The sequence below is a fragment of the Dyadobacter sp. UC 10 genome, assembly GCF_008369915.1.
Taxonomy (GTDB): domain Bacteria; phylum Bacteroidota; class Bacteroidia; order Cytophagales; family Spirosomataceae; genus Dyadobacter.
In genome coordinates, this window is sequence record NZ_VSRN01000001.1 from 2234083 (window position 1) to 2259673 (window position 25591).

Annotated in this window: 20 protein-coding genes; 10 read left to right on the top strand and 10 right to left on the bottom strand. The window is 48.6% G+C overall.

Annotated elements, in window-relative coordinates:
• From FXO21_RS09105 to FXO21_RS09145, 9 genes are all read right to left on the bottom strand, one after another.
• Positions 1-816: a fibronectin type III domain-containing protein gene (locus tag FXO21_RS09105; protein WP_149639789.1), complete on the bottom strand. Its 816-nt coding sequence runs from the start codon at positions 814-816 to the stop codon at positions 1-3.
• 60 nt (positions 817-876) lie between these two features.
• Positions 877-2019, bottom strand: a complete 1143-nt coding sequence (locus FXO21_RS09110) for a hypothetical protein (RefSeq protein ID WP_149639790.1) — start codon at positions 2017-2019, stop codon at positions 877-879.
• A gap of 31 nt (positions 2020-2050) precedes the next feature.
• Positions 2051-2668, bottom strand: coding sequence for a hypothetical protein (locus FXO21_RS09115; protein ID WP_149639791.1), 618 nt, complete (start codon positions 2666-2668; stop codon positions 2051-2053).
• Positions 2665-3579: a hypothetical protein gene (locus FXO21_RS09120; protein WP_149639792.1), complete on the bottom strand. Its 915-nt coding sequence runs from the start codon at positions 3577-3579 to the stop codon at positions 2665-2667. Before FXO21_RS09120 ends, FXO21_RS09115 begins: the two co-directional genes overlap by 4 nt.
• Before the next feature lie 12 nt (positions 3580-3591).
• Positions 3592-6096: an ATP-dependent Clp protease ATP-binding subunit gene (locus tag FXO21_RS09125; protein ID WP_149639793.1), complete on the bottom strand. Its 2505-nt coding sequence runs from the start codon at positions 6094-6096 to the stop codon at positions 3592-3594.
• Positions 6097-6156: 60 nt separating this feature from the next.
• Positions 6157-7086, bottom strand: a complete 930-nt coding sequence (locus FXO21_RS09130) for a hypothetical protein (RefSeq protein ID WP_149639794.1) — start codon at positions 7084-7086, stop codon at positions 6157-6159.
• A gap of 136 nt (positions 7087-7222) precedes the next feature.
• The gene (locus tag FXO21_RS09135) at positions 7223-8386 is read right to left on the bottom strand and encodes a hypothetical protein (protein ID WP_225865630.1); all 1164 of its coding nucleotides are present in this window, start codon (positions 8384-8386) and stop codon (positions 7223-7225) included.
• A gap of 22 nt (positions 8387-8408) precedes the next feature.
• Positions 8409-8591 carry a response regulator transcription factor gene (locus tag FXO21_RS09140; protein WP_149639795.1) on the bottom strand — a complete coding sequence of 61 codons (183 nt, stop codon included), beginning with the start codon at positions 8589-8591 and terminating at the stop codon, positions 8409-8411.
• A 145-nt stretch (positions 8592-8736) separates the two neighbouring features.
• On the bottom strand, positions 8737-9387 hold the full coding sequence (locus FXO21_RS09145; protein WP_149639796.1) for a response regulator transcription factor: 651 nt from the start codon (positions 9385-9387) through the stop codon (positions 8737-8739).
• Positions 9388-9769: 382 nt separating this feature from the next.
• Between FXO21_RS09145 and FXO21_RS09150 the strand changes: the two genes are divergently transcribed.
• The 10 genes from FXO21_RS09150 (at position 9770) to FXO21_RS09195 (ending at position 24572) form a co-directional block, all read left to right on the top strand.
• Positions 9770-10351 carry an RNA polymerase sigma factor gene (locus FXO21_RS09150; RefSeq protein ID WP_149639797.1) on the top strand — a complete coding sequence of 194 codons (582 nt, stop codon included), beginning with the start codon at positions 9770-9772 and terminating at the stop codon, positions 10349-10351.
• Between the two features lie 170 nt (positions 10352-10521).
• The gene (locus tag FXO21_RS09155; RefSeq protein WP_149639798.1) at positions 10522-11568 is read left to right on the top strand and encodes a FecR family protein; all 1047 of its coding nucleotides are present in this window, start codon (positions 10522-10524) and stop codon (positions 11566-11568) included.
• A gap of 165 nt (positions 11569-11733) precedes the next feature.
• Positions 11734-15171 carry a TonB-dependent receptor gene (locus FXO21_RS09160; protein ID WP_225865631.1) on the top strand — a complete coding sequence of 1146 codons (3438 nt, stop codon included), beginning with the start codon at positions 11734-11736 and terminating at the stop codon, positions 15169-15171.
• A gap of 34 nt (positions 15172-15205) precedes the next feature.
• The gene (locus tag FXO21_RS09165) at positions 15206-16777 is read left to right on the top strand and encodes a RagB/SusD family nutrient uptake outer membrane protein (RefSeq protein WP_149639799.1); all 1572 of its coding nucleotides are present in this window, start codon (positions 15206-15208) and stop codon (positions 16775-16777) included.
• 93 nt (positions 16778-16870) lie between these two features.
• Positions 16871-19630 carry a DUF1553 domain-containing protein gene (locus tag FXO21_RS09170; RefSeq protein WP_149639800.1) on the top strand — a complete coding sequence of 920 codons (2760 nt, stop codon included), beginning with the start codon at positions 16871-16873 and terminating at the stop codon, positions 19628-19630.
• Positions 19631-19857: 227 nt separating this feature from the next.
• The gene (locus FXO21_RS09175; RefSeq protein WP_149639801.1) at positions 19858-21333 is read left to right on the top strand and encodes a DUF1501 domain-containing protein; all 1476 of its coding nucleotides are present in this window, start codon (positions 19858-19860) and stop codon (positions 21331-21333) included.
• A 10-nt stretch (positions 21334-21343) separates the two neighbouring features.
• A complete protein-coding gene (gene rhaM / locus FXO21_RS09180) occupies positions 21344-21664 on the top strand; it encodes an L-rhamnose mutarotase (RefSeq protein WP_149639802.1) in 321 nt (106 codons plus the stop codon).
• Between the two features lie 45 nt (positions 21665-21709).
• The gene (locus FXO21_RS09185; protein WP_149639803.1) at positions 21710-23203 is read left to right on the top strand and encodes a c-type cytochrome domain-containing protein; all 1494 of its coding nucleotides are present in this window, start codon (positions 21710-21712) and stop codon (positions 23201-23203) included.
• A gap of 1 nt (position 23204) precedes the next feature.
• On the top strand, positions 23205-24128 hold the full coding sequence (locus FXO21_RS09190; RefSeq protein ID WP_149639804.1) for a sugar phosphate isomerase/epimerase family protein: 924 nt from the start codon (positions 23205-23207) through the stop codon (positions 24126-24128).
• Positions 24129-24131: 3 nt separating this feature from the next.
• Positions 24132-24572, top strand: a complete 441-nt coding sequence (locus tag FXO21_RS09195) for a barstar family protein (protein WP_149639805.1) — start codon at positions 24132-24134, stop codon at positions 24570-24572.
• A 213-nt stretch (positions 24573-24785) separates the two neighbouring features.
• Here the strand turns inward: FXO21_RS09195 and pnuC are convergent, their stop codons facing one another.
• On the bottom strand, positions 24786-25391 hold the full coding sequence (gene pnuC, locus FXO21_RS09200; RefSeq protein ID WP_149643433.1) for a nicotinamide riboside transporter PnuC: 606 nt from the start codon (positions 25389-25391) through the stop codon (positions 24786-24788).
• Positions 25392-25591: the final 200 nt, after the last annotated feature.

Sequence of the window (25591 nt, forward strand, 5' to 3'; positions counted from 1 at the left end):
TCAATTATCGTAGGTTACCAGGCTTATCACAATGCCGTCAAGGGCTGCGGACTCGATTCTCAACCTGCCGTAGCGGCCTTCCAGTGTCTTGAATACAAGTACCGTATTGTTGGATTCAGCTCTGACCAATACAGAAACTCCCTTCGCATCGTAGTCGTATACTTTGAGCAGTGCAGGGTAGATCAGCTCATCGAAATTAACAACTCCCATATCCTTGATGATCAGACCATTTAGAGCATTGAAAGCCAGCACGGTTCCACGTCCGGAAATTGAAAAGATATCAAGGGAAACATCTGCCAGCTTGCTTTCATTGGAACTCACATTACCTGCATCCAGGTCGATATAATTCCCTCTCGCCACCTTGATCGATTTTTTATTCACCCGTTCCTGGGGCGAGGTAGTCGTTTTTACCTTCAATTTTTCACTATATGCAATTCCTCCGCCTTCGTTTCGGGCATATAATGCGATGAAATAGTCCGTATCCGCAGTCAGTCCGGAAATTTTGTTCTCGATCGTGAGTGGCAGGTTTTCTGCCGTGCTGTCCAACCTGATCACCGTACTGGTTTCCACACTCAGGTTCTCAGTTTTGCCATAAACCAGCCCGTATTCCGTGATTTTGCCACTTTTTTTCTCCTGTCGGTCGTTTTTAACTACCAGACTTTCAATAGTCCCCCGAACCGTAATTTCTGACCGGTTTACGTATACCAGTTCCAATGTTGATAACGCTGGCGGCAGCGGGTCCACCGGCCCGAAAACGCTGCATGCATGGAGCAATAACACGACTAAAATCCAACTTTTACCAAAGATCTTTTTCATAAAATATAAGGTTTTCCCTTACTGGTTTTACCTGACGATATTGTATATACGCAATTTATTTCAATCATTATTGAAGGTTGTGATTGACACTTCCATGTTCCCGGAGTATACATCCCATTCCGACCGTTCCATCCCTTTCGAATTGATTCTCATTTTTCCAAAATGCCCCGCATTCGTCACATAGGCGAGCACAGTGCCATTGAAAAGCTTGTTCTCCTTAGTTGTGTAGCTGCCGTTTACAAAATCGGCCGTGTATTTAAGCCCTGGGAGATCTGAATATTTTAATGCCTTGAAATCAGTACCGGTGGGCATGACAAAGAATTTGGCGCCGTTTCTGGGATAAATACCTGCCGGCTGCCCGTAAGGGTACCAATACATATCTTCTGTTCCGTTCTGTGACTGCAAACGCCCGGTTTCCAGATCGTAGGTATTAGAGAAATTCATTATAAACGTGGTATCCTGTAAAATCGCCGGCTCACCTACCTTGAACGTGAGCACATTACCGTAAGCAACTCCGCCGTTCGTTCTGGCGTATGCCCGGGCGAAATAGGTTGCCCCTGTCGTGAGCTGTGCCAGTTCCGCTGTGAAGTTGCCTGTCGTGGACGCGCCGGTAGTCTGCACCTTCTGGTCCCCAACTGTAGGGATCTGGTTTGTAGAAGAAAAACAGACACCATGATCTGAAATGATGACATTACTATTTCCCATTGCAATGTTATAGTTCACCCTGGCTGCATTTTGCTGCACGCCAGAAACACTGACAGTTTTGATGCCGGGCAGGATATAATTTGCTGTAACAAAAGACGCTACCGGTCCGTAAATGATCCCCCCACCCTCATTCACTGCGTAAGCGCGGATATAATATTTTTCCAGCGGTGACAGTCTTGTGATCCGGTCTTCCCAATTGAACGGGGAAGCCGCGATCGCCTGCCCGCCCTGCTCTACATACCCGTTTTCAATAGTAGGTTCATTCAATATCCCGTATACAAATCCGAAATCCTGAATTTTACCGCTCTTTTTTTCCTGCCGGCTATTTTTAGCATCCGGGTCTGACACCTGCGCGCTCACCCGCACCTCGTTGGTGAGTACGCCCACTAAAGTCACCTCTGATACCTGTGGCACGAGGGGATCTACAGGCAGAAACATATTGCATCCATCGAGGCACGCAGTGGCTGAGATTAAAATAATGCTTGTTATCCTTTTCATTTCAGAATATTTATCGGTTGTAGCAACCATCTCACTCAGACCACGGGTCAAAGCTTTCCGCGTAGCTGGCAAAAGTCCTTTTTAGAATGCCCGGGTAAGGCCGGTTGACCCGGACCCCTCTGCTTGTCGAATGCGGTGGGAATTTGAACATATCGCCTTCCCAGTCCCTATTAATATATTGCATTGCGTCGGCACAGTATACATTGGCGCCTGTTGCGTTGGCAATATGCTGCAGCATCAGCTTTCCGTCTCCCCAGCCTCCGACTCTGGCTGGATCGCTGCTGGCGGCCGAGCACGACAGGAACACGATATTTTTAAGTTTGCAAGGTGCCCATTTCCTGAATAAATAGTCATTCGTGACGTCGATCAGTCCCTTGCCGAGCGCTAACCCGAAACCTCCGACCCGCTCCGGCAGCGAGTAACCTGCTTCCATCGACATTCCGTTGTAACCTTCGCTTGTGGTAGTGCTGATACCATGCACAATGATAAAAACGCTTGTTATTTTCTTCGCCGAGATGACGTTAAACGCTGTTTGTAAAATCCCCTCCGTAATGTCGGAACCCGCATCGAAATAGATGCTCTCCTGTGCGTCGAACTGGTTGCTTCCCGAGAAGTCCAGATCACAGATCAGCAGACGATCGGCTTTCATTGTCCGAACAGGGATTTCAACATCCACAAATTACCACCTACATGCACTAATTCTCCATGATCCCAATAGCCCAGCAACTGCGGCGTACGGAGTGTTGCGACAAAGCTAACTTTTTGATCATCCGGTGTTTGCTTAATGAGATGGCTAGCCAGTCGCTGACTCCATGGATTAGCGAACCTGGCCGATTGGCGGGAGCCGGCCCCCATCGCCGTATCGGCATCATCCACGTTTTCGAACCCATAATCCTTCATTTCATTTCCATGTCCGGCTACATGTTTCAGTTCAAGGATATGCCCAAATTCATGGGCCGCCGTATTCCTGACGTAATCTACTGCATGGGGAACTCCATTGATTTTCGTCACTGCGGATTCGTTCCTGTAAATATGCGGCATCCATGAGAGCCATTCCGTCTCGACATCCGACCTGTTGAAGAAACCTTCCTTCGGCACAACATGCGGATTAACATGGCTTCTGAACGGTTTCGGTATTTTGCGGGTATTGAAAATCATCAATGATGCGTGCGAATTCCGCGGAGATGTTTTAACTATTTCCAGTGACAGCCCGCAGGTTACCTTTGCGGCGGTCAGCCCTTTTGCAGATTTATACCACGGCTTGTTCGGAACGAGATCAAACTGCAAGTCCCAGTGCGTCAAAATTGCCTTTTTGAAATCGTTTTCGAAATTCTGCCATTCAGTCATTGTCCAGGGATCAATCACATACATGTGCCCTTTCGACTTGTCCCTGACATTTCCTTTTCCGTCGCAACTCAGGCCGATAAATTCCCTGCGCTCGGTGGGCTCTACCTTTTGAAGGAATACGCGCACCTGAATGGTCAATTGCAGTGTGTTATCATCCAGTGGCAATAGCACCGAATCCCAGTTGTTTGATTTGATAGCAATCAGATAATGCATAACAAATGCGGTTTAGATTTGCTCCACTCCCTTTAAAATTTCCTGTGGCTCCGTCCTTTGCGTGTTCCACAATACTTCATGCTGATCGGATATGCTCAGCTCGATCACCGAACCTTTTTCCACCTCTCTTGAAATGATCATGCGGCTGATCGGCCGGCGCAGCATATTGCGGATCACGCCTTTCAGCGGCCTTACGCCGTACCTGGGCGTAAAACCCTGCATGGCAATGTGTTTTCGGGCTTCATCGGTCAGCCGCAATGAGATCCCCTGTTTTTCCATCAGGTCCGTCAGGCTGCGCAGATGGATGTTAAAGATCTTCACGACATTCTCTTCCGATATCGGCGCGAAAGGCACGATTTCGGTGAGCCTGGCCAGGAACTCCGGCCGGAAATATTTGGCCATGATTTCCATCAGGTCCGTCGACTTTGGAATGCCGCCTTTGTTGAATTCCTGTACGATATGCTCCTGACCAATATTGGAAGTGAACAGGATCACGGCATTCGAAAAATCACCTTCCTTGCCCAGCCGGTCGTGCAGCTTTCCCTCGTCGAGTATTTGCAGGAAAAGGTCAAAAACTGACGGATGCGCCTTTTCAATTTCGTCAAAAAGCACCACAGAATAGGGTTTCTGGCGGATTTTGTTTACTAATAACCCACCTTCTTCATAACCCACATATCCGGGAGGCGCGCCGTACAAAAGCGCCGCAGAATGCTCCTCTTTAAATTCCGACATATCAAACCGTATCAGAAACGATTCGTCGTTGAACAGAAAATCGGCCAGCGCTTTCGCTATCTCGGTTTTGCCGGTACCAGTCGGTCCGAGCAGGAAGAAAGAACCGATCGGTTGTCCCGCCTTGATCAGGCCCGACCTGGATTCCAGGATCGCCTCGCTCAATGCTTTCACTGCCTGGTCTTGGCCAACTACCCTTTTTTTCAAAACTTCATCGATCCCCAGTAGCTTATCCCGCTCCGAACTTTGCAGTTTTCCGAGCGGAATACCCGTTTTATGCGAGATTACCGCTGCTATTTCATTCTTACCCACAAAATCCGTTCGCTGCGCGGCCAGCTGCTGTAATGCAGTGAGTCGGGTACTTAGTTCGGTGTAAATGCTTTCGGCCGTCTCCATTTCCGGCGTATCGATCTGGTCCAGCTTCCCGATGAGGAGCGGGCTCAGCCGGTTACCAAGCTGCCGTGCAAACCATTTCAATTCGTGCACCCTTTCTGCCTCATCGATCGCCATTAATGCATTCAGGTCGTTTTGCAGGGAAACTAATTCCTGCTCCGAAACCTCGTCCATGAGCCGCATGGCCGCCATGGTTCTGTCCAGCAGGTCCAGCGCCACATCAGGCAGCCGGCGCTCTTTGATATATCTTTTCGAAAGCTTAACCGCTTCTGCCGCAGTGCCAGGCGCTATTTTCAAACCGTGGTGCACCTCGTAGGAGGGCAGAATATGCTCGATCATGCGGGTCGCCGTGGCTTCGTCGGGCTCTGCTACATGCAATACCTCAAACCTCCGGGAAAAAGCCTCGTCTTTTTCAATGTATTTCCGGTATTCCTCCGGGGTAGTGGCGCCGATCAATGTCAGTTCGCCTCTCGCCAGTTCGGGTTTCAAAAGTTGTGCTACCCCGGCCCCTACCGAGCCTTTCGGATCGAGGAGCATGTGAATTTCATCAATAAATAAAATCGCTTTATCGAAGGCTTTGATCTCATTCAAAATCCCTTTCAACCTTTCCTCAATCTCGCCTTTATAAGAAGCTCCCGCGACCAGTGCACCGGTGTCCAGTTCGAGCAACTTTGCATTTTGGAGCAATTGAGGTACCTTTTTATCAAATATTAGTTTTGCAAAACCTTCCACCAGCGCGGATTTCCCTACTCCCGGCTCGCCTGTCAGGATCACATTGGGCTTGCTTTTCCTGCCCAGTATCTCCGCCATTTGCCTGATCTCATTGTCCCGCCCGATCACCGAACCGATCTTACTTTCGGCTGCATTGCGCGTTTTGTCCGTGGTGTATTTTTCAAGGTTCGTAGTTCCTGCCTGCGCTTTGGCTGGTTGCCTGGCCACTTCACTTCCCTGCCCGTTGCCGTTTTCGCTGGCAGTAGCAATGGTTTGTGTGTGCATAGCCAGCACTTCTTTTTGCGTAAGCGGCAATGATTTAAGCTGATCCGAAGAAAATCCGACGCCCGGTTTCAGAACTGCGGCCAGTGTGCTCAGCGGATCTGTGTCTGTATTCAGTTGAAGCGAGATCAGTGCAGCCAGTTCCAGACAAGCGGCAGCGGCTTCGTCGGCTGCGGGCATTTCGGGCACTTTAATGGATTTCGCACTTTCTTCCAGCCTCACTTCGGCCCAGTCGCGAAGATAAGAAACATCTTTCCCGGCCATCACCAGCTCGGAAGCCAGCCCGACATCATTATGCAGGAGCCCCATTAAAAGATGCGGCGCACCAAATTTTTCCTGGCGGTATTCCCGCGCGAGTGCCTGTGCGACGGTGATCGCGTATTTAAGTGCTTCGGTCTGCATTGATTTTGGATTCAGGAATGTGCTAAAACTTGTTTTTCACGCAATCACATTTGCATTCACCTACGGTTGATTCTTTTGTAAATAGATCATCCGCTCCGTCGCCTTCGCTTTCATTTCTTTATTAGAGGTTGAAAGCTGCAAGCCGTCGAATATCTGCTTGGCCTGGTCATAATAGACCTTCCGGTCATTTTTCCGAAGATTACCCTGCGTCAAAAGTTGAAAATACCCTTCCGCCTCCGAGTAACGCAGCCATTCGCGGTAAGTAACATTCGGCCCGTTTTTAGCTGACATACATTCGTCGAGCTGCTTTTGAATAGCGGCCACATCTCCGCCGCCACCGCCTGCTTTTCCTGCACGGCAATTATCGAGATCACGCTGTGCGAGGCTTAGCTTGGTTTGCAATTCTTTCGCTTCCCCACCGCCGCCTCCACCCGCCGCACCGGCCAGCAGCTGCCGCTCCATACTCTTGATTTCCAGGTCTTTCATATTGATCTGGTTGCGCAGGTCATTCACCATTTGTACATCAATACCTTTGCTATCGAGTGTCCGCCGCAGCTCCGCGATCGTTTGCCTGTAAGTCACCAGCGCCTCCGTCAGCTTGGCTATTCCGTTTGAAAGCCGCTTGTTCTGTTCGTGCGCGGCTGAATTGGACAGGTTATTAAAGTGGCTCATAATGCCATTGATCCTGCTTTCAATATCCACCAGCTGCGTGCGCGCCGTCGCTTTCGACATTTCATCAGTCGCGCTGCTGTATGCGCCATCCAGCTGGATTACCCTTCTGGAAATGAGGCTTAAAGTATCCGCATCAACCAGCATGGGCGATTGTTCCTCCACGATCAGCCGGTACCTGGTTGTCTCAGATTCCGCCACCGAGCCCGGCACCCGCATCAGCAGGTAAACCGCCAGCACCGGAAATGTCATCGACAAAACATACATCCCCACAAACCGCCCAATCGCCACCTTCCGCTGATTCTTATTTACAGGCTCCATTTAAAAAAGTGTTTTATCTCTCTTATTCTCCTTCCTCCCCCAACCCCCTTTGAGGGGGCTTTTTGATTTATGTTAGGATGAGTAAATCGCGAAAGCCCCTTCCTCCCTTTCCTCCATCCTCCCTTTCCTCCTTAATTTAAAGCGGACTCCACCGCGATTTCGTTTTCTCCGGCTGTACCGGCGGCTCGTGTACCGGACTTTCGATGATGAATACCTGCTGTCCTTTTCTTTTTCCGATAAATTCCAGCTGGCTCAGTTTCAGGAAAAGCGCCGTCCACATATTGTAAAAAGTATCGAGCGTCTGGATGCAGGGTAATATATCGTTGTGATTATAATCCACCTGAATTACCCCGATGATCTGCTTTTCCAAACTTCCCGGTGTATCGTCGGCCCACTCGCCCAGGTAGCCCAGCAGCTCCTCTTTTTCCCGGTCAGTCAGACATTCCAGCGCAGCGCGGATACTTTGTACGATCTGGATCAGGCAAACCACCATATTGATCGGTTCCTGGTAAGGCAAAAGACGCTGGTAGCCTACATTGGCCGCCGAAAATGCATTTACCAACCTCTCTATCATCATTTGCACACTATCGGAAAGTGTACTCTTCTGGCTTTTCGTTTTGATTTTTTGGAGGATCCGGAACGAATAGGTTTCAATATCATTTAAATAAACCCCAAACCTGTTATACCAATCCCGCAGACTTTTATGCGAAACGACCGTCCGGCAGGCGGGGATAAAATCCCGGGCTACGCGCAGTTCTGCATTGGTATATTCAATTTTACCGATAATCAGTCCCGCCCCTGTCCATTGTTCCTTATTGATCAGATCAATGGGTGTCAGATCGATTCGATAAGTCGGCGTCGTGTAGGGATGCCGCACAGGCAGCTCCGAATCCAGCACATTACCGGTTGGTTGCCGCTCAAAAAGAGCTACACTTAAAATAACGTACAGCCCGATATTCCTGCCGGGAGCAAGATGATATTCATTCGTCACTGTGCCCAGCGAAGTATCCAGCTTAAGCTGATCGGCCCCGGTTACATCCAGCAGGCTTCCATCAGGTGTAACTGCATGACAGCGATCCACTTTTATCCTGATTTGCTGGCTGGCGTCACCTAAAACCTGCATTTCCAGCGATTCGCGGTTTTCACCTGAAAGCAGCAATCCGTAATTCAGGGGCGTTTGAAATATAGCCTGCGCTTGCCTGACCTGCGCGGTATGGTAATTATCTGTCTCGATAAAATGTTGCCGGGCTATTTTCATCCCGTCAACCCAATTCACAGCCATGTGGCGGTTCTCTGCCATATTGATCCAATTTCGTAAAATGCTACATCTTCATCGCCGCCTTCACCAGCCCGATCACCGACCGGACTCCGAATTTCCGGAAAAGGCTCCGCCGGTACGCTTCCACGGTCGAAATGCTCACGCCAAGCTGTTCCGCTATCTCTTTCGAGCTCAGCTCATCCATGATCAGGTTGAGGATTTCCGTTTCGCGTTTTGTCAGTTCCATAATTGAAATACTTAGACAAAGTTGCCGGTTCGCGAACGTGAAATCAATCGACAGATACCCTGATTTTTTGAAATATTTACCCTGATTTTTCTAAGGGTTTTAAGGAGGATTTTTAAGGGTTTTCCATGATAGAAAACATGGAAAACTAAACCACGCCCATTCTGACGGCGACTTTGGTAAGACCTACCGAATTCTTCACGCCTAGCTTATGAAACAGGTTCCTGCGGTGCGTTTCAACTGTTTTATCACTGATGCACAGTTCGTTTGCAATTTTATTGGTAGAGTATTCGCTGGCCACGAGGCGGAGTATTTCCACTTCTCTTTTGCTCAGAAAATCACGCGTGGTGGGTGCAGGGGCTGCACTGTACAGGTCCAGCGAAGTTTCAGCGAGTTTCAGCATTACCTCTTGCCCGTAATAAACTTTGCCTTCCGAAACGGCCCTCACAGCCCTTTCCCATTCATCCAGCTCCGATTCGAATACGATATAACCACTCACTCCCGACCGCACCACCTCCCTGACCGACTCGGCCGACGGACTTGGTGCCAGTAATAAAAATTTGAGGCGCGGGTGCATTTTCCGGATCTTCAATATCTGGTCGGCGGTATTCTCCGAATGATGCGCAAACGCAACCACAATATCGACGTCTTTTAAATATGGCAGCTGCATGATCTGTTCCAGGCTATTGCATTTACCTACCAGTTCTATGTAGGACCTTTTCCTTAACCACTCGGCCACCGCTTCGCATTCCAAAGGATGGGGATGCACCAGACAGGCATGTGTAATAGATTGTTCCATTTGTTTCCGGGGTTGAGTAAGAGCATTCAGTGATCCAAAGGTAATGGTTACAGCCTCGTCTCGTCAATACGGTAAAGTACAGAAAATACCAGGTAAGATTACCCGGTTTAATTTAAAAAGACCTTTCCACACATTTCTACGCACTTTTTTTACTTTTTAACGATCCAAGTAATACCCTTAGAGGAAAACACTTACTCATAACTATATACGTTAGCGAACTTCTTAGTTGATGGTAAAAATTGACGTAAAACTACCTGCCGGTAGTAAGAATATTTCAAATGCCTCTTTAGACTGACAACTGGAAGGCGAAATAAAATTATTTACACAATTAATATAAATTTGTCGCAGTTAACTCATTTTTGTTCCTGCACTGTCCCACATCATGCCCGACAACTTTGGAGATGAAAAGCTTATCGAAGCATTACAGGAAGGAAGCGATGAAGCTTTCACTGTAATCTACCATCGTTACTGGTACAATATGTTCCTGGTGGCTTACCGCAAGCTACGCAGCAAGGAAGTAGCCGAAGAAATCGTTCAGGATATTTTCATGCGCCTATGGCGGGAAAAAGCTTCGCAGAAAATCCTCAACATGGATTACTATCTTTTTTCTGCTGTGCGTTATGAGGTGATCGACCATATCCGCCGCAATATCTCGGAAGAAGCGCTTTTTGATCAAACCCCTGATTTTTCTACACTTGGGGAATGCGACGTTGAAAATCAGATCGCTCTGAGCGAATTGATCACTGCAATCGACGAGGGGCTGCATCTCCTTCCTGAAAAGTCCCAGGAAATTTTCAGGCTCTACCGCTTCGAGCACTGGCCGCTCACTCGTATTGCCAAACATTTCAATTTGACTGAAAAAGCAGTCGAGTACCACATTACCAAAGCCACCAAGTCGGTTCGCAGCTACCTGAAACAGGCTTTATCCGTATTACTTGCCTGCCTCCCCCCTTTTCTTTCCTAGCTTCCTCCTTCCTCCCTTCCTCCTTCCTCCTTCCTCCCTTCTTTGTATTAAAAAAACATTATTGCACACAAACCCGCCCATTCATATAATCTTTCCAATAATTTCTAAACTTATTTAGGGAATACCCGCATTTCTGCGGCTTATGTTCAAAGACTCTACCCAGCTGATCAATGAACAATAAGGAAATCCAGTCGCTGCTGCTCAGATACCGCAACGGTGATTGTTCGAAAGAGGAAATTGCGAGAATTCATCTCTGGTACGACAAGTTGAACAAAGAGTCGCTCCTCTCGCTCGGCGAAAGCGAGCGCGAGGCTACCGGCGATCGGATTCTCCAGAACATCCGTTCAGAAATCAATGCTGAAAAGTACCATCAGCAAACCATTATCAAAAAATGGTGGCGCAGCGGCACCACTTATGCATCGGCTGCGGCTGTGATCATTGCAATCGGCTGCTGGGTATTTTTGGGCAAAGCCAGTTCCCGTGAAGTGATCCACAAAGAAAAGATACTGGTCCAGGCTCCCGCAGGACAGCTTATTACGCATATCAACAGTTCAGATAGCACACAGAAAATTAACCTGGAAGACGGCAGTACAGTTACCCTCAGCCCGCGCAGCCAGATTATTTACCCCCGCACTTTTGCCAGCGACCAGCGTAACGTGCAGCTGGCGGGCGATGCTTTTTTTGAAATCACTAAAAATCCGGATAAACCATTTTTTGTATACAGCGGCAAGCTGATCACGCGCGTGCTGGGTACCAGTTTCAGGATCAAGACCAATGCAAAAGACCAGGCGCTGGAAGTGGAGGTAGTGACTGGTAAGGTTTCTGTATTTGAAAATAACAACTCTTTCGCGGAAAATACGGCCGGACAGCATTCCAATGGCGTAATCCTCACGCCAAACCAGCGGGTTACCTACTTCCCCGAAAGCCGGCATTTGATGACGGGCCTGGTGGTAGAGCCGGTGAAAGCGATTGTTGCAGCTGACGACTCCCGGCTGGTTTTCAACAACATAGGAATGGGTCAAATTGTCGATGCGCTGCATAAGAGCTATGGAATTGAAATCGTATTTGCCAACGACCGACTCGCCGAATGCACATTCACGGGAGATATCACCGACTTACCGCTCTACGAAAAGCTCGACCTGATCTGCGGATCGGTGGGCGCTGATTATGAAATAAAAGGAACGCGCATATTGATTAACGGACGCGGCTGCGATTAAACCTAAACCCCTAACCCCTGACCTATGCTGACAAAAAAGCTGAACCCAACAAAAAACCGATAGTGCGTCAACACTACCGGCCTCCATTACAGCCTGCATGCCCGATCCTGGACAGAGAGAACATGCGGCCAACGTCCTGTTTTAACAAATAGAACCATCAAAATTATGCAAAGAAACCTACAATTAAAATGGTGTGCAGCACTGTGCATTGTCATGAAAATATCGCTCGCCCAAATCCTTTTTGCAGTTATCTGCACCAGCCTGACTTACGCAGCCGGTGAGAGCCGCGCACAGGAAATTATGGACAGACAAGTCACGATCCATGCGCGGGGTGCGGAATTGAAAGACGTGCTGCGCGACCTGGAACAGCAGGCCGAGATCAAATTCGCGTATAGCCAGAAGGCGATCAAAGCAGAGCGCACGGTCAACATTCATATTGTTAACCAAAAGCTGAGCGCCGCGCTGACCACACTTTTTGAGCCCCTGAATATCTCTTACCAGCTTACTTCCGGAAGGATTTTGCTGACTTCGCTTGCCGGAACACTACCTGTTCCTGTTCAGACTGAAAAGGCTGAGGAAGCACCAACACCCGCAGCCGAGATAATCAAGGGAAAAGTCACCGACGAAACGAGCGCGGGATTACCAGGCGTGAGTGTGGTTTTGAAGGGAACACAAAAAGGTACTACCACGAATAAGGATGGGGATTTTGAAATTGATATACCCCAAAGAACAGGTGCAATACTTGTTTTCAGCTTCGTAGGCTATAAACCCCAGGAAGTCGCGATCGACAGCCGGAGTTCAATAGCCGTCGTCATGGAGCCCGAGAATAAATCGCTGGAAGAGATTGTGGTGATTGGTTACGGCGCGGTGAAAAAAAGTGACCTGACCGGCTCAGTTTCCAGCATTAAAAGCGAGGCGATCCGTGAAATGCCTGTGACTTCTGTTGATCAGGCGATCCAGTCGCGGGCGCCGGGTGTACAGGTAACGCAAACTTCCGGCGCGCCGGGCGGCGGTATTTCGATCCGTGTGCGCGGGGCGAATTCTATCAATAGTGGCAGCGAGCCGCTTTACGTGATTGACGGATTCCCGATGTATCCTGACAACAACGCCCTGGGAACGAGCGGAAACCGCCAGCCAACCAATGCGATGGCGACCATTAACCCGAATGAAATTGAATCTATCGAAATACTAAAAGATGCCTCCGCAACTTCCATTTACGGTTCTCGCGGCGCAAACGGTGTTATTTTGATCACTACCAAACGCGGAAAAGAAGGCCAGAGCAGCGTGGATTACGACGGCTCCTATTCATTCCAGAGCATTGCTAACAATGTGGATGTTTTGAATGGCGCTGACTATATGCGGTATATTAATCTTCTGGAAAAAAGTCAGGGCGGTAATCCACGCTATACTGACCAGCAGATCGGGCAGATAGGCAAGGGAACCGACTGGTGGGACGTGATTTCAAGAACCGGCGGGCTGTCCAATCACCAGCTTTCTTTCACGGGCGGTACCAAGGGAATGCGGTATGCATTCGTGGGAAATTATCTTGATAACAAAGGAATTATCAAGAACACGAATTTCAGCAGGTATGGTTTCCGGATAAATCTGGACAACGATTTCCTGAAAGGAAAGGCCACATTGAGCAACAGCTGGTCGTACAACCGCTCGGGCAGCAGTAACGCGCCAACCGATCGCGGCGGGCCGGGAGGTATTGTGATTTCTGCGTTGGGACTCGATCCTACGGTCGGTGTTTATGATCAGAATGGCGGATATCAATATGCCAGCTACGATCAGCGTTTTTTAACAAATCCCCTTGCAGAGGTCATGGAGGGTTATGACAGAGACTGGACAAATCGTTTGTTTGGAACTACTGCATTGACCATCAATATTTTAGACGGTCTGAAATTCCGCACAAGTATCGGTCTGGACCTGGTAAATGCACGCCGGACCACATTTTACAACAGCTACACTTACCTCGGCCGCCAGAACGATCGCGAACTTCAAAAGGCAAACCGGAACAGTAATAATATTTTGAATGAAAATATCCTGAGCTACAACAAGGAAATTGCGAAAGGACATTTCCTGGACGTGACTTTGGGTTATACTTATCAGAAAGAGCTCAACTATTTTGAATCGGTTTCCACGCGCGGCCTGCCTTCCGACGATGTCGACGCTATGAATATGCAGAATGGAAGTCGTCTGTCGGTACCTAATTCCGGGCCGGGCAGGGTTGAATGGGAGCTGCTTTCCTACCTCGGCCGGTTGAATTATAATTTCAAAGATCGTTACCTGCTCACTTTCACATTGCGCCGCGATGGTTCTTCCAAATTCGGCCCTAACAACAAATGGGCGACATTCCCTTCGGCTGCACTGGGCTGGCGGGTTGTGAATGAGGAGTTTTTCAAAAATTCGGGGCTGGCTTCTGTATTTGATGACTTCAAAATCCGTGCGAGCTATGGTTTAACGGGTAACTCTCAAATTCCGGTTTACCGATCGATAGCCGGTCTGATACCGTATAATTACGTTTTGGGTGGCACACCTACCCTGGTTTCCGGCTACGGACCAAACCGTATTTCTAACAATGATTTGAAATGGGAAAGCACTTCAATGGCCAATATCGGGCTTGATTTTTCCTTACTCTCAAACCGATTGAGTCTTACTGTCGACGCATTTCAAAACAAAACGACAGACCTGCTGCTCGACGTTTCCATTCCGCAGAGTACCGGTTTCAGTGTGATCATGCTAAACTCCGGCTCGCTGACGAACAAGGGACTGGAATTTTCGGCGAATTATAAACTAATGAGTTCCAACACATTCAGCTGGGATGTGAGCGGCAATGTTTCCATACTTCGCAACAAGATCCTTGATCTTGGCAAAAGCACACCATTTTTTGCCAATAGTACCAGCAGTCACCTCGGCGTACTTGGAAGCTGGGTCGAAGCCGGCAACCCGATCGGTGTTTGGCGGGGTTACAATTATGTAGGCTTGTTTCAAAGTGATGAAGAAGGGAAAACCTATTCAGCCAAAGCCGGCTATCCTAAATATGAGGACGTAAATGGTGACGGAAGATACACGACCGATGATTTCAAGATCATCGGCGATCCAAACCCGAAACTGACCTGGGGTTTTAATACAACCCTGAAATACAAAGGTTTTGACCTGGCTGTATTTTTCAGAGGGGTCCACGGAAACAAAGTCCGGAATTTACAGCAATCAGAAATGGCCGACGGCGTACAGAAGATCAACCAGATCGGAAATATCCTGACCGACTCGTGGACACCTGAAAATCCGGATGCCCCAAGACCTGTGATTGACGGAAGAAGAGATTTTATTTCCTTCCGCAGATCGTCCTTTTTCATTCAGGATGGTTCTTTCGTGAGGTTGCAAAATCTATCGCTGGGTTATTCGGTACCGGTTAAAACCAAATACATACGCAATATCAGGGTATACGCCAGCGGCCAGAACCTGTTCCTGATCACAAAATACAAAGGGTTTGACCCCGAAGTGAATAACCAGGGCCAGAACAACCTGAACAGGGGCGACGATTATGATGCTTATCCGCGCGCCAGAATGTATACAGTCGGCCTGAACCTGGGTTTTTAAGTCCATTCATTTGTACCTCAGACTTTTATAAAAAATGAAAAATATACTATTACATAAAACCAGAGCATTTTGCCTGATCTTTTCCCTGCTGAGCTTTGCCGGTTGTTCAGACCTGAAAGAAAAGCCCGATTTCATTAATCCGGACACTTTTTACAAATCTGCGAACGAACTGAAACTCGGCGTCAATGGGGTTTATGATGACCTGAATTCGGGTGGTTTCGGCTTTTTTTATGACAGATATGTATTTGAATGTCTGATAGGAGGTTACCAGGTAGGCTGGGAAAAAGGTCCGCTGCAATTCAACCTGGGTAATGTGAACCCGGCGGATGAATACATTGAAGCTTACTGGGGCATCTGCTACCGCTCGATCAACCGCGCCAATGCCATTATTGAAACGGCAGAGACAATGAAAGATCCGGCCAACCAGGCACTGATCGACAGGCTGAAAGGCGAGACGTTATTTCTGCGGGCATTTTATTATTACGGTCTGCTCAGCTATTTCGACGACGCCCCGCTTTCCGTCAAATCGACCAAAAATATCAATGAGCTTCCCTCCAACAGCGGAGGTAACCGCGCTATTATCGACCAGATTTATGCAGATACCAAAGCCGCAGCCGAGTTGCTTCCGGCGAGCTACACAGGCGTTGATATGGGCCGCGCGACGAAATGGGCAGCTAAATCAGTCCTGATGAAAGCACAGCTCTGGGACGAAAAATGGGCTGACGCAAAAGCAACTGCGGAAGATATTATCAACAACAGCGGCCTTACATTATATGCTGATTTTGCATTCAATTTTGACCTGGCTCACGAAAATCAGGGAGAGCGTATTTTTGAGGCACAGGTATCGGCTTCGGCTAATGCCAATGAATACAGCCAGCATTCGGCCCACTTCAACCCCGAAGATTTCCCCAGCGAGCTGGGCGGCTCGGGCTGGAGCTGGATCAGTACAACGCAGGAATTCAGGGCAGCCTACGATCCGAAAGACAAAAGAATTGCAGGTACGTTCATCGAAAGTTACCCGACGGGACGTTTTGGAAAAATTAATGGCACCTATCCGATCGTGACATGGAGCCCGAAAGCGGATTACAATCTTTCGCGATTTGGCGGTGTAGTGAAATCGGATGCGAACCCGAAAGATCCGGCACAAATGATCTTTGGCAAAGCATGGTCCAACAAGATCGCCGAGCTGGACAGGCGCAATTCGGCCACCGAAAAAAACACAATCTACATTCGTTTATCCGATATTCTGCTCGGACATTCTGAAGCCTGTAACGAAAGCGGGCAGGGCGATCCTTATGCTTCCATTAACAAAGTGCGCGAGCGGGCGGGCATTACTGCATTGAAGGGCCTGACACAGGCTGCGCTGCGCGACGCAATTATTAAGGAACGGATGCAGGAATTTGTATTTGAGCAGGTTATGTACCCTGAATTGCGCCGGAAAAGCAAATTCGGCGGGCCGGTTGACTATCTGGGCAAGGAAATCACGCATTTTGCCCAAAAATACAATGTAGACCGGGTGCCCAAGGCAAAGGATTACGTACTGCCGCTGCCTGCGAAAGAGCTGCTTGGCAACCCGAATGTAAAGCAAAATGCAACCTGGCAGTAAATGCAGCGTTCTAAGTAAAGCATTGGGAATAAAAACTTTTAAAGGTTGTAAATTCGCTATGTTGATGATTTTAACAAATAGAATATTAAAAGGATGTTGAGTAACAAAATTTTTATTGGTGCGGGTGCTCTGATCGTTGCTGTATCTTCCTTTTTCTGGCTCTCTGGTTCTTCCGGCTCTTCATCGGTGGATTATAATGCCGACGTAAAGCCTATCCTGAATAAACATTGCATGGGTTGCCACGGGGGAGTGAAAAAGGCGGGGGATGTGAGTTTCCTTTTTGAGCACGAAATGCTGGAACCCGGCAAGTCGGGTAAGATACCTGTCGTGCGCGGTGACGCGGATGCCAGCGAGATGATCCGGCGGATATTGACCGACGATCCTGACGAAAGAATGCCCAAAAACGGCACGCCTTTGACGGAACAGGAAGTTGATATCCTCAAAAAATGGATCAATCAGGGCGCTAAGTGGGAAACGCATTGGTCTTACAAAAAGATAGAGAAGCCGGAGGTGCCTTCGCTGAACAGTTTTAGTAATCTTTTCGGGTTACTTAATACCGGCGATAAAAAGTGGGTAACCAATGAGATCGACCATTTTGTTCTGGACAAATTAAAAGACAAGGGACTCGAAGTTTCCGCAGAAGCCGATCGCGCTACATTGATCCGCCGCGTAAGTCTGGACTTGACCGGCTTGCCGCCCACTGAAAAGCAGGTAGCCGATTTTGTAAATGATAAGTCTGAAAATGCCTACGAAAAAGTGGTCGACAGGCTGCTGAAATCGCCCGGTTACGGTGAACGCTGGACTTCTATGTGGATGGACCTGGCGAGATATGCGGATACAAAAGGCTACGAAAGCGACGGCGGGCGGACGATGTGGCGTTACCGGGATTATGTGGTCAAATCTTTCAATCAGGACAAACCTTTCGACAAATTCACGATCGAGCAGCTTGCCGGGGATTTGCTTGAAAAAGACAAAGACGGTTTCCCGCTGGAAGAGAATATGATCGCGACCGGCTACCACCGCAATACGATGACCAATAATGAAGGTGGTACCGACGATGAAGAATTTCGCACCGCGGCTCAGATCGACCGGGTGAACACGACCTGGGAAGTGTGGCAGGGAACCACTTTTGCCTGCATTCAATGTCACAGCCACCCGTACGATCCTATTCCGCACGAAGATTATTACAAATACATGGCGTTTTTCAATAATACGCGGGACGAAGATGTGTGGGATGAATGGCCTAAGCTGCGGTTTTATAAAGGCGAGGATTCAGCCAGAGTAGAGCGGGTGAAAAGCTGGATCCGGCAGACCAAACCGGAGCAACTGCCGGAAGTAACGCAGTTTATGAAGGTCATGGAGCCGAAGATCAATGCGCATAATTTTGTAAAAGGCGACCAGTCGACGGTACTGTTGATTTCTTACTATGGTGTAAAAAACAATGGAAACGCCCGCATTTCTCAGGTAAACCTGACAGGTGCTGACAATGTGGTAATGAATGTTGCTACCAAGGCTGAGAATGCGGTACTAAGTCTTCACCTGGACAAATTGGACGGTCCGGTGATTGCTGAGATCAAGGTACCTGCAAGAGATTCTGTGATCATCGCGCCGCTCGCTAAAACTTCGGGTAAACACGATATTTATCTTTCTCTGAAAAGTCCGAAATCGCCCGAAGAATGGGTGCGGATTACCTGGATGTCTTTTCAAAAAGCATTGCCGGGTAGTGATAAACCTGAATATCAGCAGATCGTAGCGGATTATACCACTTTGTTGACGCACCAGGCAGAGAGTATGCCGGTGATCTGGGAAGGGAAGGGTGATTTTGCGAGAAAAACCAATGTTTTTGTAAGAGGGAACTGGATGGTGAAAGGTGCAGAAGTGCAGCCAGACGTACCCAAGCTGCTGGCGCCAATGCCGAACGACGCCCCGAAAGACCGGGTAGGACTGGCGAAATGGATCGTAAGCCGCGACAATGCATTGACTTCACGCGTGATTGTAAACCGCTTCTGGGAGCAATTGTTTGGCAAAGGTATTGTGGAAACGGTGGAAGATTTCGGTTCGCAGGGCGCAGAACCCACACATCCCGAGTTGCTCGACTGGCTGGCGGTTAAGTTTATGGAAGAGGATAAATGGAGCATTAAAAAGATGCTGAAAACGATCGTCATGTCATCGACTTACAGACAGAGCTCGAAAACCGATGAAAACAGGCTCGAAAAAGATCCCTACAATATCTGGATCTCCCGGGGGCCGCGCGTGCGTTTGAGCGCCGAGCAGGTACGTGACCAGGCTTTGGCGTGCAGTGGTTTGATTTCGGATAAAATGTACGGTCCGGGCGTTATGCCGCCTCAGCCCGACAAGATCTGGCAATCACCTTACAGTGGTGAAAAATGGGTTTTGAGCGAAGGCGAAGACAGATATCGCCGGGGAGTTTACACTTATTGGAAACGTACCGCGCCTTATCCTTCGATGGTCACTTTCGACGCGCCGAGCCGCGAATTCTGCCAATCCCGCCGGATTTTGACCAATACTCCTTTGCAGGCACTGGTCACATTGAACGATCCGGTATACCTGGAAGCGGCGGAAAGTTTAGCCAATAAAATGCAAAAAAGAGGCAAAACGCCAGAGCAGCAGCTGAAAGAAGGGTATCGCATGCTTACTTTCCAGCCTATTGAACAGAAGAACCTGAATGTGCTGGTAAAAATATATCAGGAGGCATTGGACGCTTACCAGAAAAAGCCGGTAGAAGCGGACAGTATCCTGGCTTATGGAAAAGAGAGAACGCCAGAGCTGGCAGCTTTGACTATTTCAGCGAATGTGATGCTGAATCTCGATAACGTGATTACGAAAGAGTAAGGCTCTTTAACCGGGGTGCCTCTTTGCCGTGTGGCCTGGGCGATTTGCCTTTTTACGGTGTGCCCCGCCCCCTAATACCGTCGACGGAAGTCGACGGAAATTGAATTTGGGGTTTGCCCGGGCTTCTGCCCTGGGTAAATGCAGAATAGATCAGGATTAAGGGCGAAGCCCGAAAATCAGCAACAAAAAATCAATTGCCCCGGGCTTCAGCCCGGGGATACAGAGAGATGGAAAAGCTAACAAGGGAATTACAACATGCGACATTGCTGCATCAGACGAGGCGGCATTTTTTGCAGTCGGTAGGATTTGGACTGGGTGCATTGGGATTGGGGAAGATGCTGGATTCTTGCGGTACTTCTTCTGCGGCTGATGGCCCGGTGGGTAATACTGCCAAATCGCGGATTCCGCAATTTGCGCCCAAGGCGAAGCGGGTGATTTATATTCACATGGCCGGCGCTCCCTCCCAGCTTGAGCTTTTTGATTATAAGCCGGAGCTGATGAAATATCACGGGAAAGATTGCCCTGCGGAGTTTCTGGAAGGCAAAAAATTTGCTTTTATCCAGGGAGTACCCAAAATGCTGGGGCCGCAAAGTCGCTTTGCTCAATATGGACAATCGGGAGCCTGGATGTCGGATTACGTGCCTTATCTGCAGACGGTAGCCGATGAGATCACATTCCTCAAAGCCATGCATACCGATCAGTTCAATCACGCGCCTGCGCAGTTGCTGATGCACACGGGAAGTCCGAGGTTGGGCCGGCCTAGCCTGGGAGCATGGTCTGTGTATGGTTTGGGATCAGAAAATCAAAATCTTCCTGGATTCATTGTACTCGCCTCGGGTGGACAGCAACCCGACGCAGGCAAAAGTGTATTTGGAAGCGGTTTCCTTCCTTCGGTATACCAGGGTGTGCAGTGCCGGACCGGCGGCGACCCGGTACTTTACGTGAGCGATCCGAGCGGCATGAACCGCGATATGCGCAAGCAGACTATCGAAGCCATCAACGAAATCAATAAGCAGACTTACGAAGATGTAAAAGATCCGGAAATCCTCACAAGGATTAGCCAATATGAGATGGCCTTCCGGATGCAAATGTCCGTACCAGAGGTAATGGATGTTTCTAAAGAGCCGCAATTCATCCTGGATATGTACGGTGTTAAGCCCGGTGATGGGACTTTCGCCATGAACTGTCTGCTGGCGCGGAAGCTGGTTGAAAACGATGTGCGGTTTGTGCAGCTCTTTGACTGGGGTTGGGACGGACACGGAACCTCGAAAGACCACAATGTGGAAGGCGGCCTTCGCCAGAAATGCCGCGAGTCGGATCAACCGGTTGCAGCATTGATCAAAGATTTGAAGATGCGCGGCCTTTTAGAAGAAACCCTCATAATCTGGGGTGCAGAATTTGGCAGAACGCCGATGCAGGAGAATAGAAACGGACTTGTAATGCCTTATATGGGTCGCGATCACCATTTGGATGCATTCACGATGTGGATGGCGGGCGGCGGGGTGAAGCAGGGTTTCTCGCACGGCGAGACAGATGAACTTGGTTACTATGGTACCAAAGGCAGGGTGCATGTACATGATTTGCAAGCTACTATCCTGCATTTGATGGGTTTTGATCACGAAAAATTTACCTATCCGTTCCAGGGAAGAAACTTCCGGCTTACCGACACGGAAGGAAAAGTTGTTAAAGAGGTACTCGCTTAGAAATTAAATAATGGAGAACACAACAGTGAAAGCTTTCCGGATGCAGTTAAAGCCGGGTTTTGAAAAAGAATACAAAAAGCGGCACGACGAAATCTGGCCGGAACTGTCTGAACTCTTAAAAAATGCGGGCGTACTGGAATACTACATTTTTTTAGACGAAAGAACGCTGGCTCTTTTTGCTTTTCAAAAACTGAGGGAAAATGATACCACCTCCGTGCTCGCCGCATTGCCGATTATGAAAAAATGGTGGGACTTTATGGCGGATATAATGGATGTAAACATAGATAATTCGCCCCAGGCGTTCAGTCTTCCCGAGGTTTTCAGATTGTAAAAAATTAATACACACATATTTAAGATTGATACTAAACCCCTGATCATGCATTACATTTTACTTCAGGACTCTGCCTGGGCTACGTTTATTGGCAGGTTTCACCCTGCAATCGTCCATTTTCCCATTGGTTTTTTATTGATTGCGGCTGTACTTGAACTGGGCAGGCGTTGGGGCAAAATCAACGTCAGCGAGGGTACAGTTGTGTTTATACTACTCTGGTCTGCCATTACCTCGACCTTTGCATGTATTGCGGGTTATCTGCTTTCATTAACAGGCGGCTATGATGTTGAACTACTCGACAACCACATGTGGAAAGGAATCGGCGTCGCTGCTTTTGCATGGGTCGCCTGGCTCGTCAAATCCGACCGGCTCTCGAAAGCAATACCTTCCGGTAAGGTGGTTTATCTCCCGGCTATTTTAATCGCAACAGTTCTTACGCTGAGTGCCGGCCACGATGGCGGCTCGCTGACGCACGGGGAAGGTTACCTCACCCAATATACTCCTGAGCCTTTCCGCGGACTGGCAGGTTTGCCCCCGATAGAAGAGAAACCTACTGAAATAAAGCCAATTGCGGATGTACAGCAGGCTGTTGTTTATGCCGATATTGTGCAGCCGATCCTCCAAGCAAAATGTACCCAATGCCACAACGCCAGCAAAAGCAAAGGCGACCTCCGCATGGACCAGCTTGCGTTGCTGATGAAAGGTGGCGAAGGCGGGCCTGCATTAGTTGCCGGTAAAGGGGCCGAAAGCGATATGATTAAAAGGTGTCTGCTGCCCGAAAGCGACGATGATCATATGCCGCCAAAAGGCAAGCCGCAATTAACGACCGATCAGATCGCACTCCTTTCGTGGTGGATCGACCAGGGCGCTTCGGCTGACAAAAAAGTATCCCAAATGACTGTTTCGGAAGCGGTTAAGCCTGCATTGGCGTCGTTGGGAAAGGAAGCACCAGCGGGTACTGGCGCGGCGACAGCATCGGCGGTATTGAGTTTGAAAGTCCCTGAGGCCAATAACCAGGCAGTCGAAAATCTGAGGAAAACGGGGCTGATCGTCAATACACTGTCCCAGGATCAGAACCTATTGGAAATCAGCGCAGTAAATTTGCCCGGGTTTAGTGATAAACAAATGGAGCTACTGCAACCTGTTGCGCAGCAGATTACCTGGCTAAAACTCGGCGGCACGAAAATCACGGACGCGGCATTGCAGCAGATCGCCAAATTTCCGAATCTCAGCAAGCTGCACATTGAACATACCGGCATTACCGACAAAGGTATTGTAGCATTAAAATCACTTCCTTATCTGGAATACATCAATATCGTGGATACCAAGGTTGGCGATGAAGGTTTGAAAACGGTGGCCGGCATGAAGGCGTTGCGTTCGATTTATGTGTGGCAGTCGGCGGTTACGGACAGTGCGGTGAGCCAGGTCGGCAAGCAAAACCCCAACCTGTTGGTAGTGAATGGATTCAATGAGGCGGCGGTAGCGCAATTCCTGAAAGCCGGGGACACAACGGGCAAAGAAGAAGTCAAAAAACAATAACATGAACCGTCGGAAATTTATGAGCAGTGCGATCGCCACAGCGGGAGTATTAACGGGCTTTGAGGCTATCTCGGATGCGGAAAAAGCGCCTTTTCAATTCGCAGACAAGTTTTCTTTGAAAATATTCGGTACCAACTGGGGCTTCGCGGGCAACACCGACGCTTTCTGCGCAGCTGTTAAAAAAGAAGGGTACGACGGGCTGGAAATCTGGTGGCCGGGAACAAAGGAAAAGCGGAACGAGCTGCTTGCGGCGTTGAAAAAATATAGTTTGGACGTAGGATTTTTGTGCGGGTCGGGAGAAAGGGAATATGCTGCGCATCTGGATGTTTTCAAGAAACAGATTGATGCAGCGACCACTGAATTTGAGCAAAAACCATTGTATATCAATTGTCACAGCGGAAAGGATTTCTTTAACTACGAACAAAATAAAGCATTTATAGACCATACCACTGCAGCTACTGCGAAGAGCGGTATACCTATTTACCACGAAACGCATCGCGGAAGAATGCTTTTTGCTGCGCATATTGCAAAGGATTTTATGGAGAAAAATCCGGAGCTAAAACTGACGCTGGATATTTCACACTGGTGTAATGTGCACGAAAGCCTGTTGCAGGATCAGCAGGAAACAATCAAACTCGCATTGTCACGCACGGGCCACATTCACTCCCGCATCGGGCATGAAGAGGGGCCGCAGGTGAACGATCCGCGTGCACCGGAATGGGAAGCAACTGTTAAAGCACACCTGGCCTGGTGGGACGCAGTGGTGGAACAAAAGGTAAAAAATGGCGAAACGCTGACCGTTTTAACCGAATTCGGCCCGCCTCATTACTTACCCACGGTGCCATTTACCAATCAGCCACTGGCAGATCAATGGGCAATTAACGTGCATATGATGCATTTATTCAGAAAACGATATTTGAAATAAATAATGAAGAACACGCACTTTCTGGTCGCGCCAAATGAAACGGAGGTACAGAAAACCTTTCACGCCGCTGTCATCGCACATATTGACGGAAAAAGCGCGCTGGCTATCAAAGACTTTCACAACCAGATCTCGGAGGCACTGCAATTTCCTGATTACGAAGGCACCACTCTGGAAGAACTCGACGAAATGCTGAATGACCTTTCCTGGATCGGTTCGAAGCAGATCATTATTTACATCAGCAATTCGGAGGATTGGCTGTCCAAAGAAAAATCTCGCGAGAAGATCCTCACGATCATCGATATGCTCGACGCAACAGCCGAAGACTGGAAGTGGCTTGACGACGAGGAAGGTGTCGACAAAAAAGAACTACGCATCATTTTCCAACAATCCGACCGCATTCAGGCGCTGCTGGAAGAGCAGGAGATTGTGTTTGGGGTTCTTTAGGGGTTAGGGGTGGTTCGACGTTGTTGGGGATGGTTCGAAGTTGTCTGGTGTTGCTGTGGTTGTCATTTGTTGTCATTGATTGTCATTGATAGTTATATAGATTCATGTTCCTTATCCCCAACACCAAACCGTTCCGAACAACATCGAACCATCTCGAACAACACCGAACCGTTCCGAACAAAAAATGACCACTCCTGACCACAAATGACACCCCTACACCCGTAACACATCCCTCCGCCACCTCACATAACCTATCATCGCCAGTATCAAAAATACGAAGTACAGAAATGCAGTGAGGTTTAATGCTTTGTAGAAGTAAAGGACCACATAACAGGCGTCGGCGAGGATCCAGATAATCCAGTTTTCGAGGTATTTCCTGGCCAGCATCCATTGACCGATCAGGCTGGCGATGGTAAGTGCCGAGTCGAGATAGGTGAAACTCGCGTTGGTGAATTTTGCCAGTAAAAACCCCCATAATATACTCCCTACTACAAAAATGGCTGCGAAAACGGGGTATAGCTTTTTGGGTGTCAGACTTACCTTCAGCTCTTCGTGATTTGCCCCGCCGAATTTCCACATCCACCAGCCATAAATGCTCGTAAAAAAATAATAGCCCTGCAAACCTGTATCTGCATATAACCTTACCTGCCAGAAAACCGCCGCATACAAGAGTGCATTTACGATCCCGAAAAACCAGCTAATTACATTTTGTCGGGTATTGAGGTACACATAAATCGCGCCAGTCACGAAACCGAGGATTTCCAGGGGCGTTGTGACGAATATTCCCAGGGAAATCATCTTATTAAGCCAGTCGATCATCAACTTCGCATTCAAAAGTTAAAAAGTAAGCGGAATATGCGAATATAGGCACGAAATGGAAGTGTGTTAACAGAAGCGTAACTTGTAAGATGCTGCATTTGGCTTTATTTTTGTAACACATCAGAACGGCAAACGAAAACTTCCGCGCTGATGTTACCTTTTTTGCCGGTCGGGAAAATCTCCGAAACGGCTTTTTGCGT

What these genes read in the sequence shown, in the direction of transcription:
- FXO21_RS09195 (WP_149639805.1), top strand. Translation starts at nt 24,132, where the DNA reads ATGAAGAACACGCACTTTCTGGTCGCGCCAAATGAAACGGAGGTACAG.
- FXO21_RS09115 (WP_149639791.1), bottom strand. Translation starts at nt 2,668, where the DNA reads ATGAAAGCCGATCGTCTGCTGATCTGTGATCTGGACTTCTCGGGAAGC.
- pnuC (WP_149643433.1), bottom strand. Translation starts at nt 25,391, where the DNA reads ATGATCGACTGGCTTAATAAGATGATTTCCCTGGGAATATTCGTCACA.
- rhaM (WP_149639802.1), top strand. Translation starts at nt 21,344, where the DNA reads ATGGAGAACACAACAGTGAAAGCTTTCCGGATGCAGTTAAAGCCGGGT.
- FXO21_RS09125 (WP_149639793.1), bottom strand. Translation starts at nt 6,096, where the DNA reads ATGCAGACCGAAGCACTTAAATACGCGATCACCGTCGCACAGGCACTC.
- FXO21_RS09160 (WP_225865631.1), top strand. Translation starts at nt 11,734, where the DNA reads ATGCAAAGAAACCTACAATTAAAATGGTGTGCAGCACTGTGCATTGTC.
- FXO21_RS09150 (WP_149639797.1), top strand. Translation starts at nt 9,770, where the DNA reads ATGCCCGACAACTTTGGAGATGAAAAGCTTATCGAAGCATTACAGGAA.
- FXO21_RS09165 (WP_149639799.1), top strand. Translation starts at nt 15,206, where the DNA reads ATGAAAAATATACTATTACATAAAACCAGAGCATTTTGCCTGATCTTT.
- FXO21_RS09190 (WP_149639804.1), top strand. Translation starts at nt 23,205, where the DNA reads ATGAACCGTCGGAAATTTATGAGCAGTGCGATCGCCACAGCGGGAGTA.
- FXO21_RS09120 (WP_149639792.1), bottom strand. Translation starts at nt 3,579, where the DNA reads ATGCATTATCTGATTGCTATCAAATCAAACAACTGGGATTCGGTGCTA.
- FXO21_RS09155 (WP_149639798.1), top strand. Translation starts at nt 10,522, where the DNA reads ATGAACAATAAGGAAATCCAGTCGCTGCTGCTCAGATACCGCAACGGT.
- FXO21_RS09140 (WP_149639795.1), bottom strand. Translation starts at nt 8,591, where the DNA reads ATGGAACTGACAAAACGCGAAACGGAAATCCTCAACCTGATCATGGAT.
- FXO21_RS09135 (WP_225865630.1), bottom strand. Translation starts at nt 8,386, where the DNA reads ATGGCAGAGAACCGCCACATGGCTGTGAATTGGGTTGACGGGATGAAA.
- FXO21_RS09175 (WP_149639801.1), top strand. Translation starts at nt 19,858, where the DNA reads ATGGAAAAGCTAACAAGGGAATTACAACATGCGACATTGCTGCATCAG.
- FXO21_RS09105 (WP_149639789.1), bottom strand. Translation starts at nt 816, where the DNA reads ATGAAAAAGATCTTTGGTAAAAGTTGGATTTTAGTCGTGTTATTGCTC.
- FXO21_RS09130 (WP_149639794.1), bottom strand. Translation starts at nt 7,086, where the DNA reads ATGGAGCCTGTAAATAAGAATCAGCGGAAGGTGGCGATTGGGCGGTTT.
- FXO21_RS09145 (WP_149639796.1), bottom strand. Translation starts at nt 9,387, where the DNA reads ATGGAACAATCTATTACACATGCCTGTCTGGTGCATCCCCATCCTTTG.
- FXO21_RS09170 (WP_149639800.1), top strand. Translation starts at nt 16,871, where the DNA reads ATGTTGAGTAACAAAATTTTTATTGGTGCGGGTGCTCTGATCGTTGCT.
- FXO21_RS09110 (WP_149639790.1), bottom strand. Translation starts at nt 2,019, where the DNA reads ATGAAAAGGATAACAAGCATTATTTTAATCTCAGCCACTGCGTGCCTC.
- FXO21_RS09185 (WP_149639803.1), top strand. Translation starts at nt 21,710, where the DNA reads ATGCATTACATTTTACTTCAGGACTCTGCCTGGGCTACGTTTATTGGC.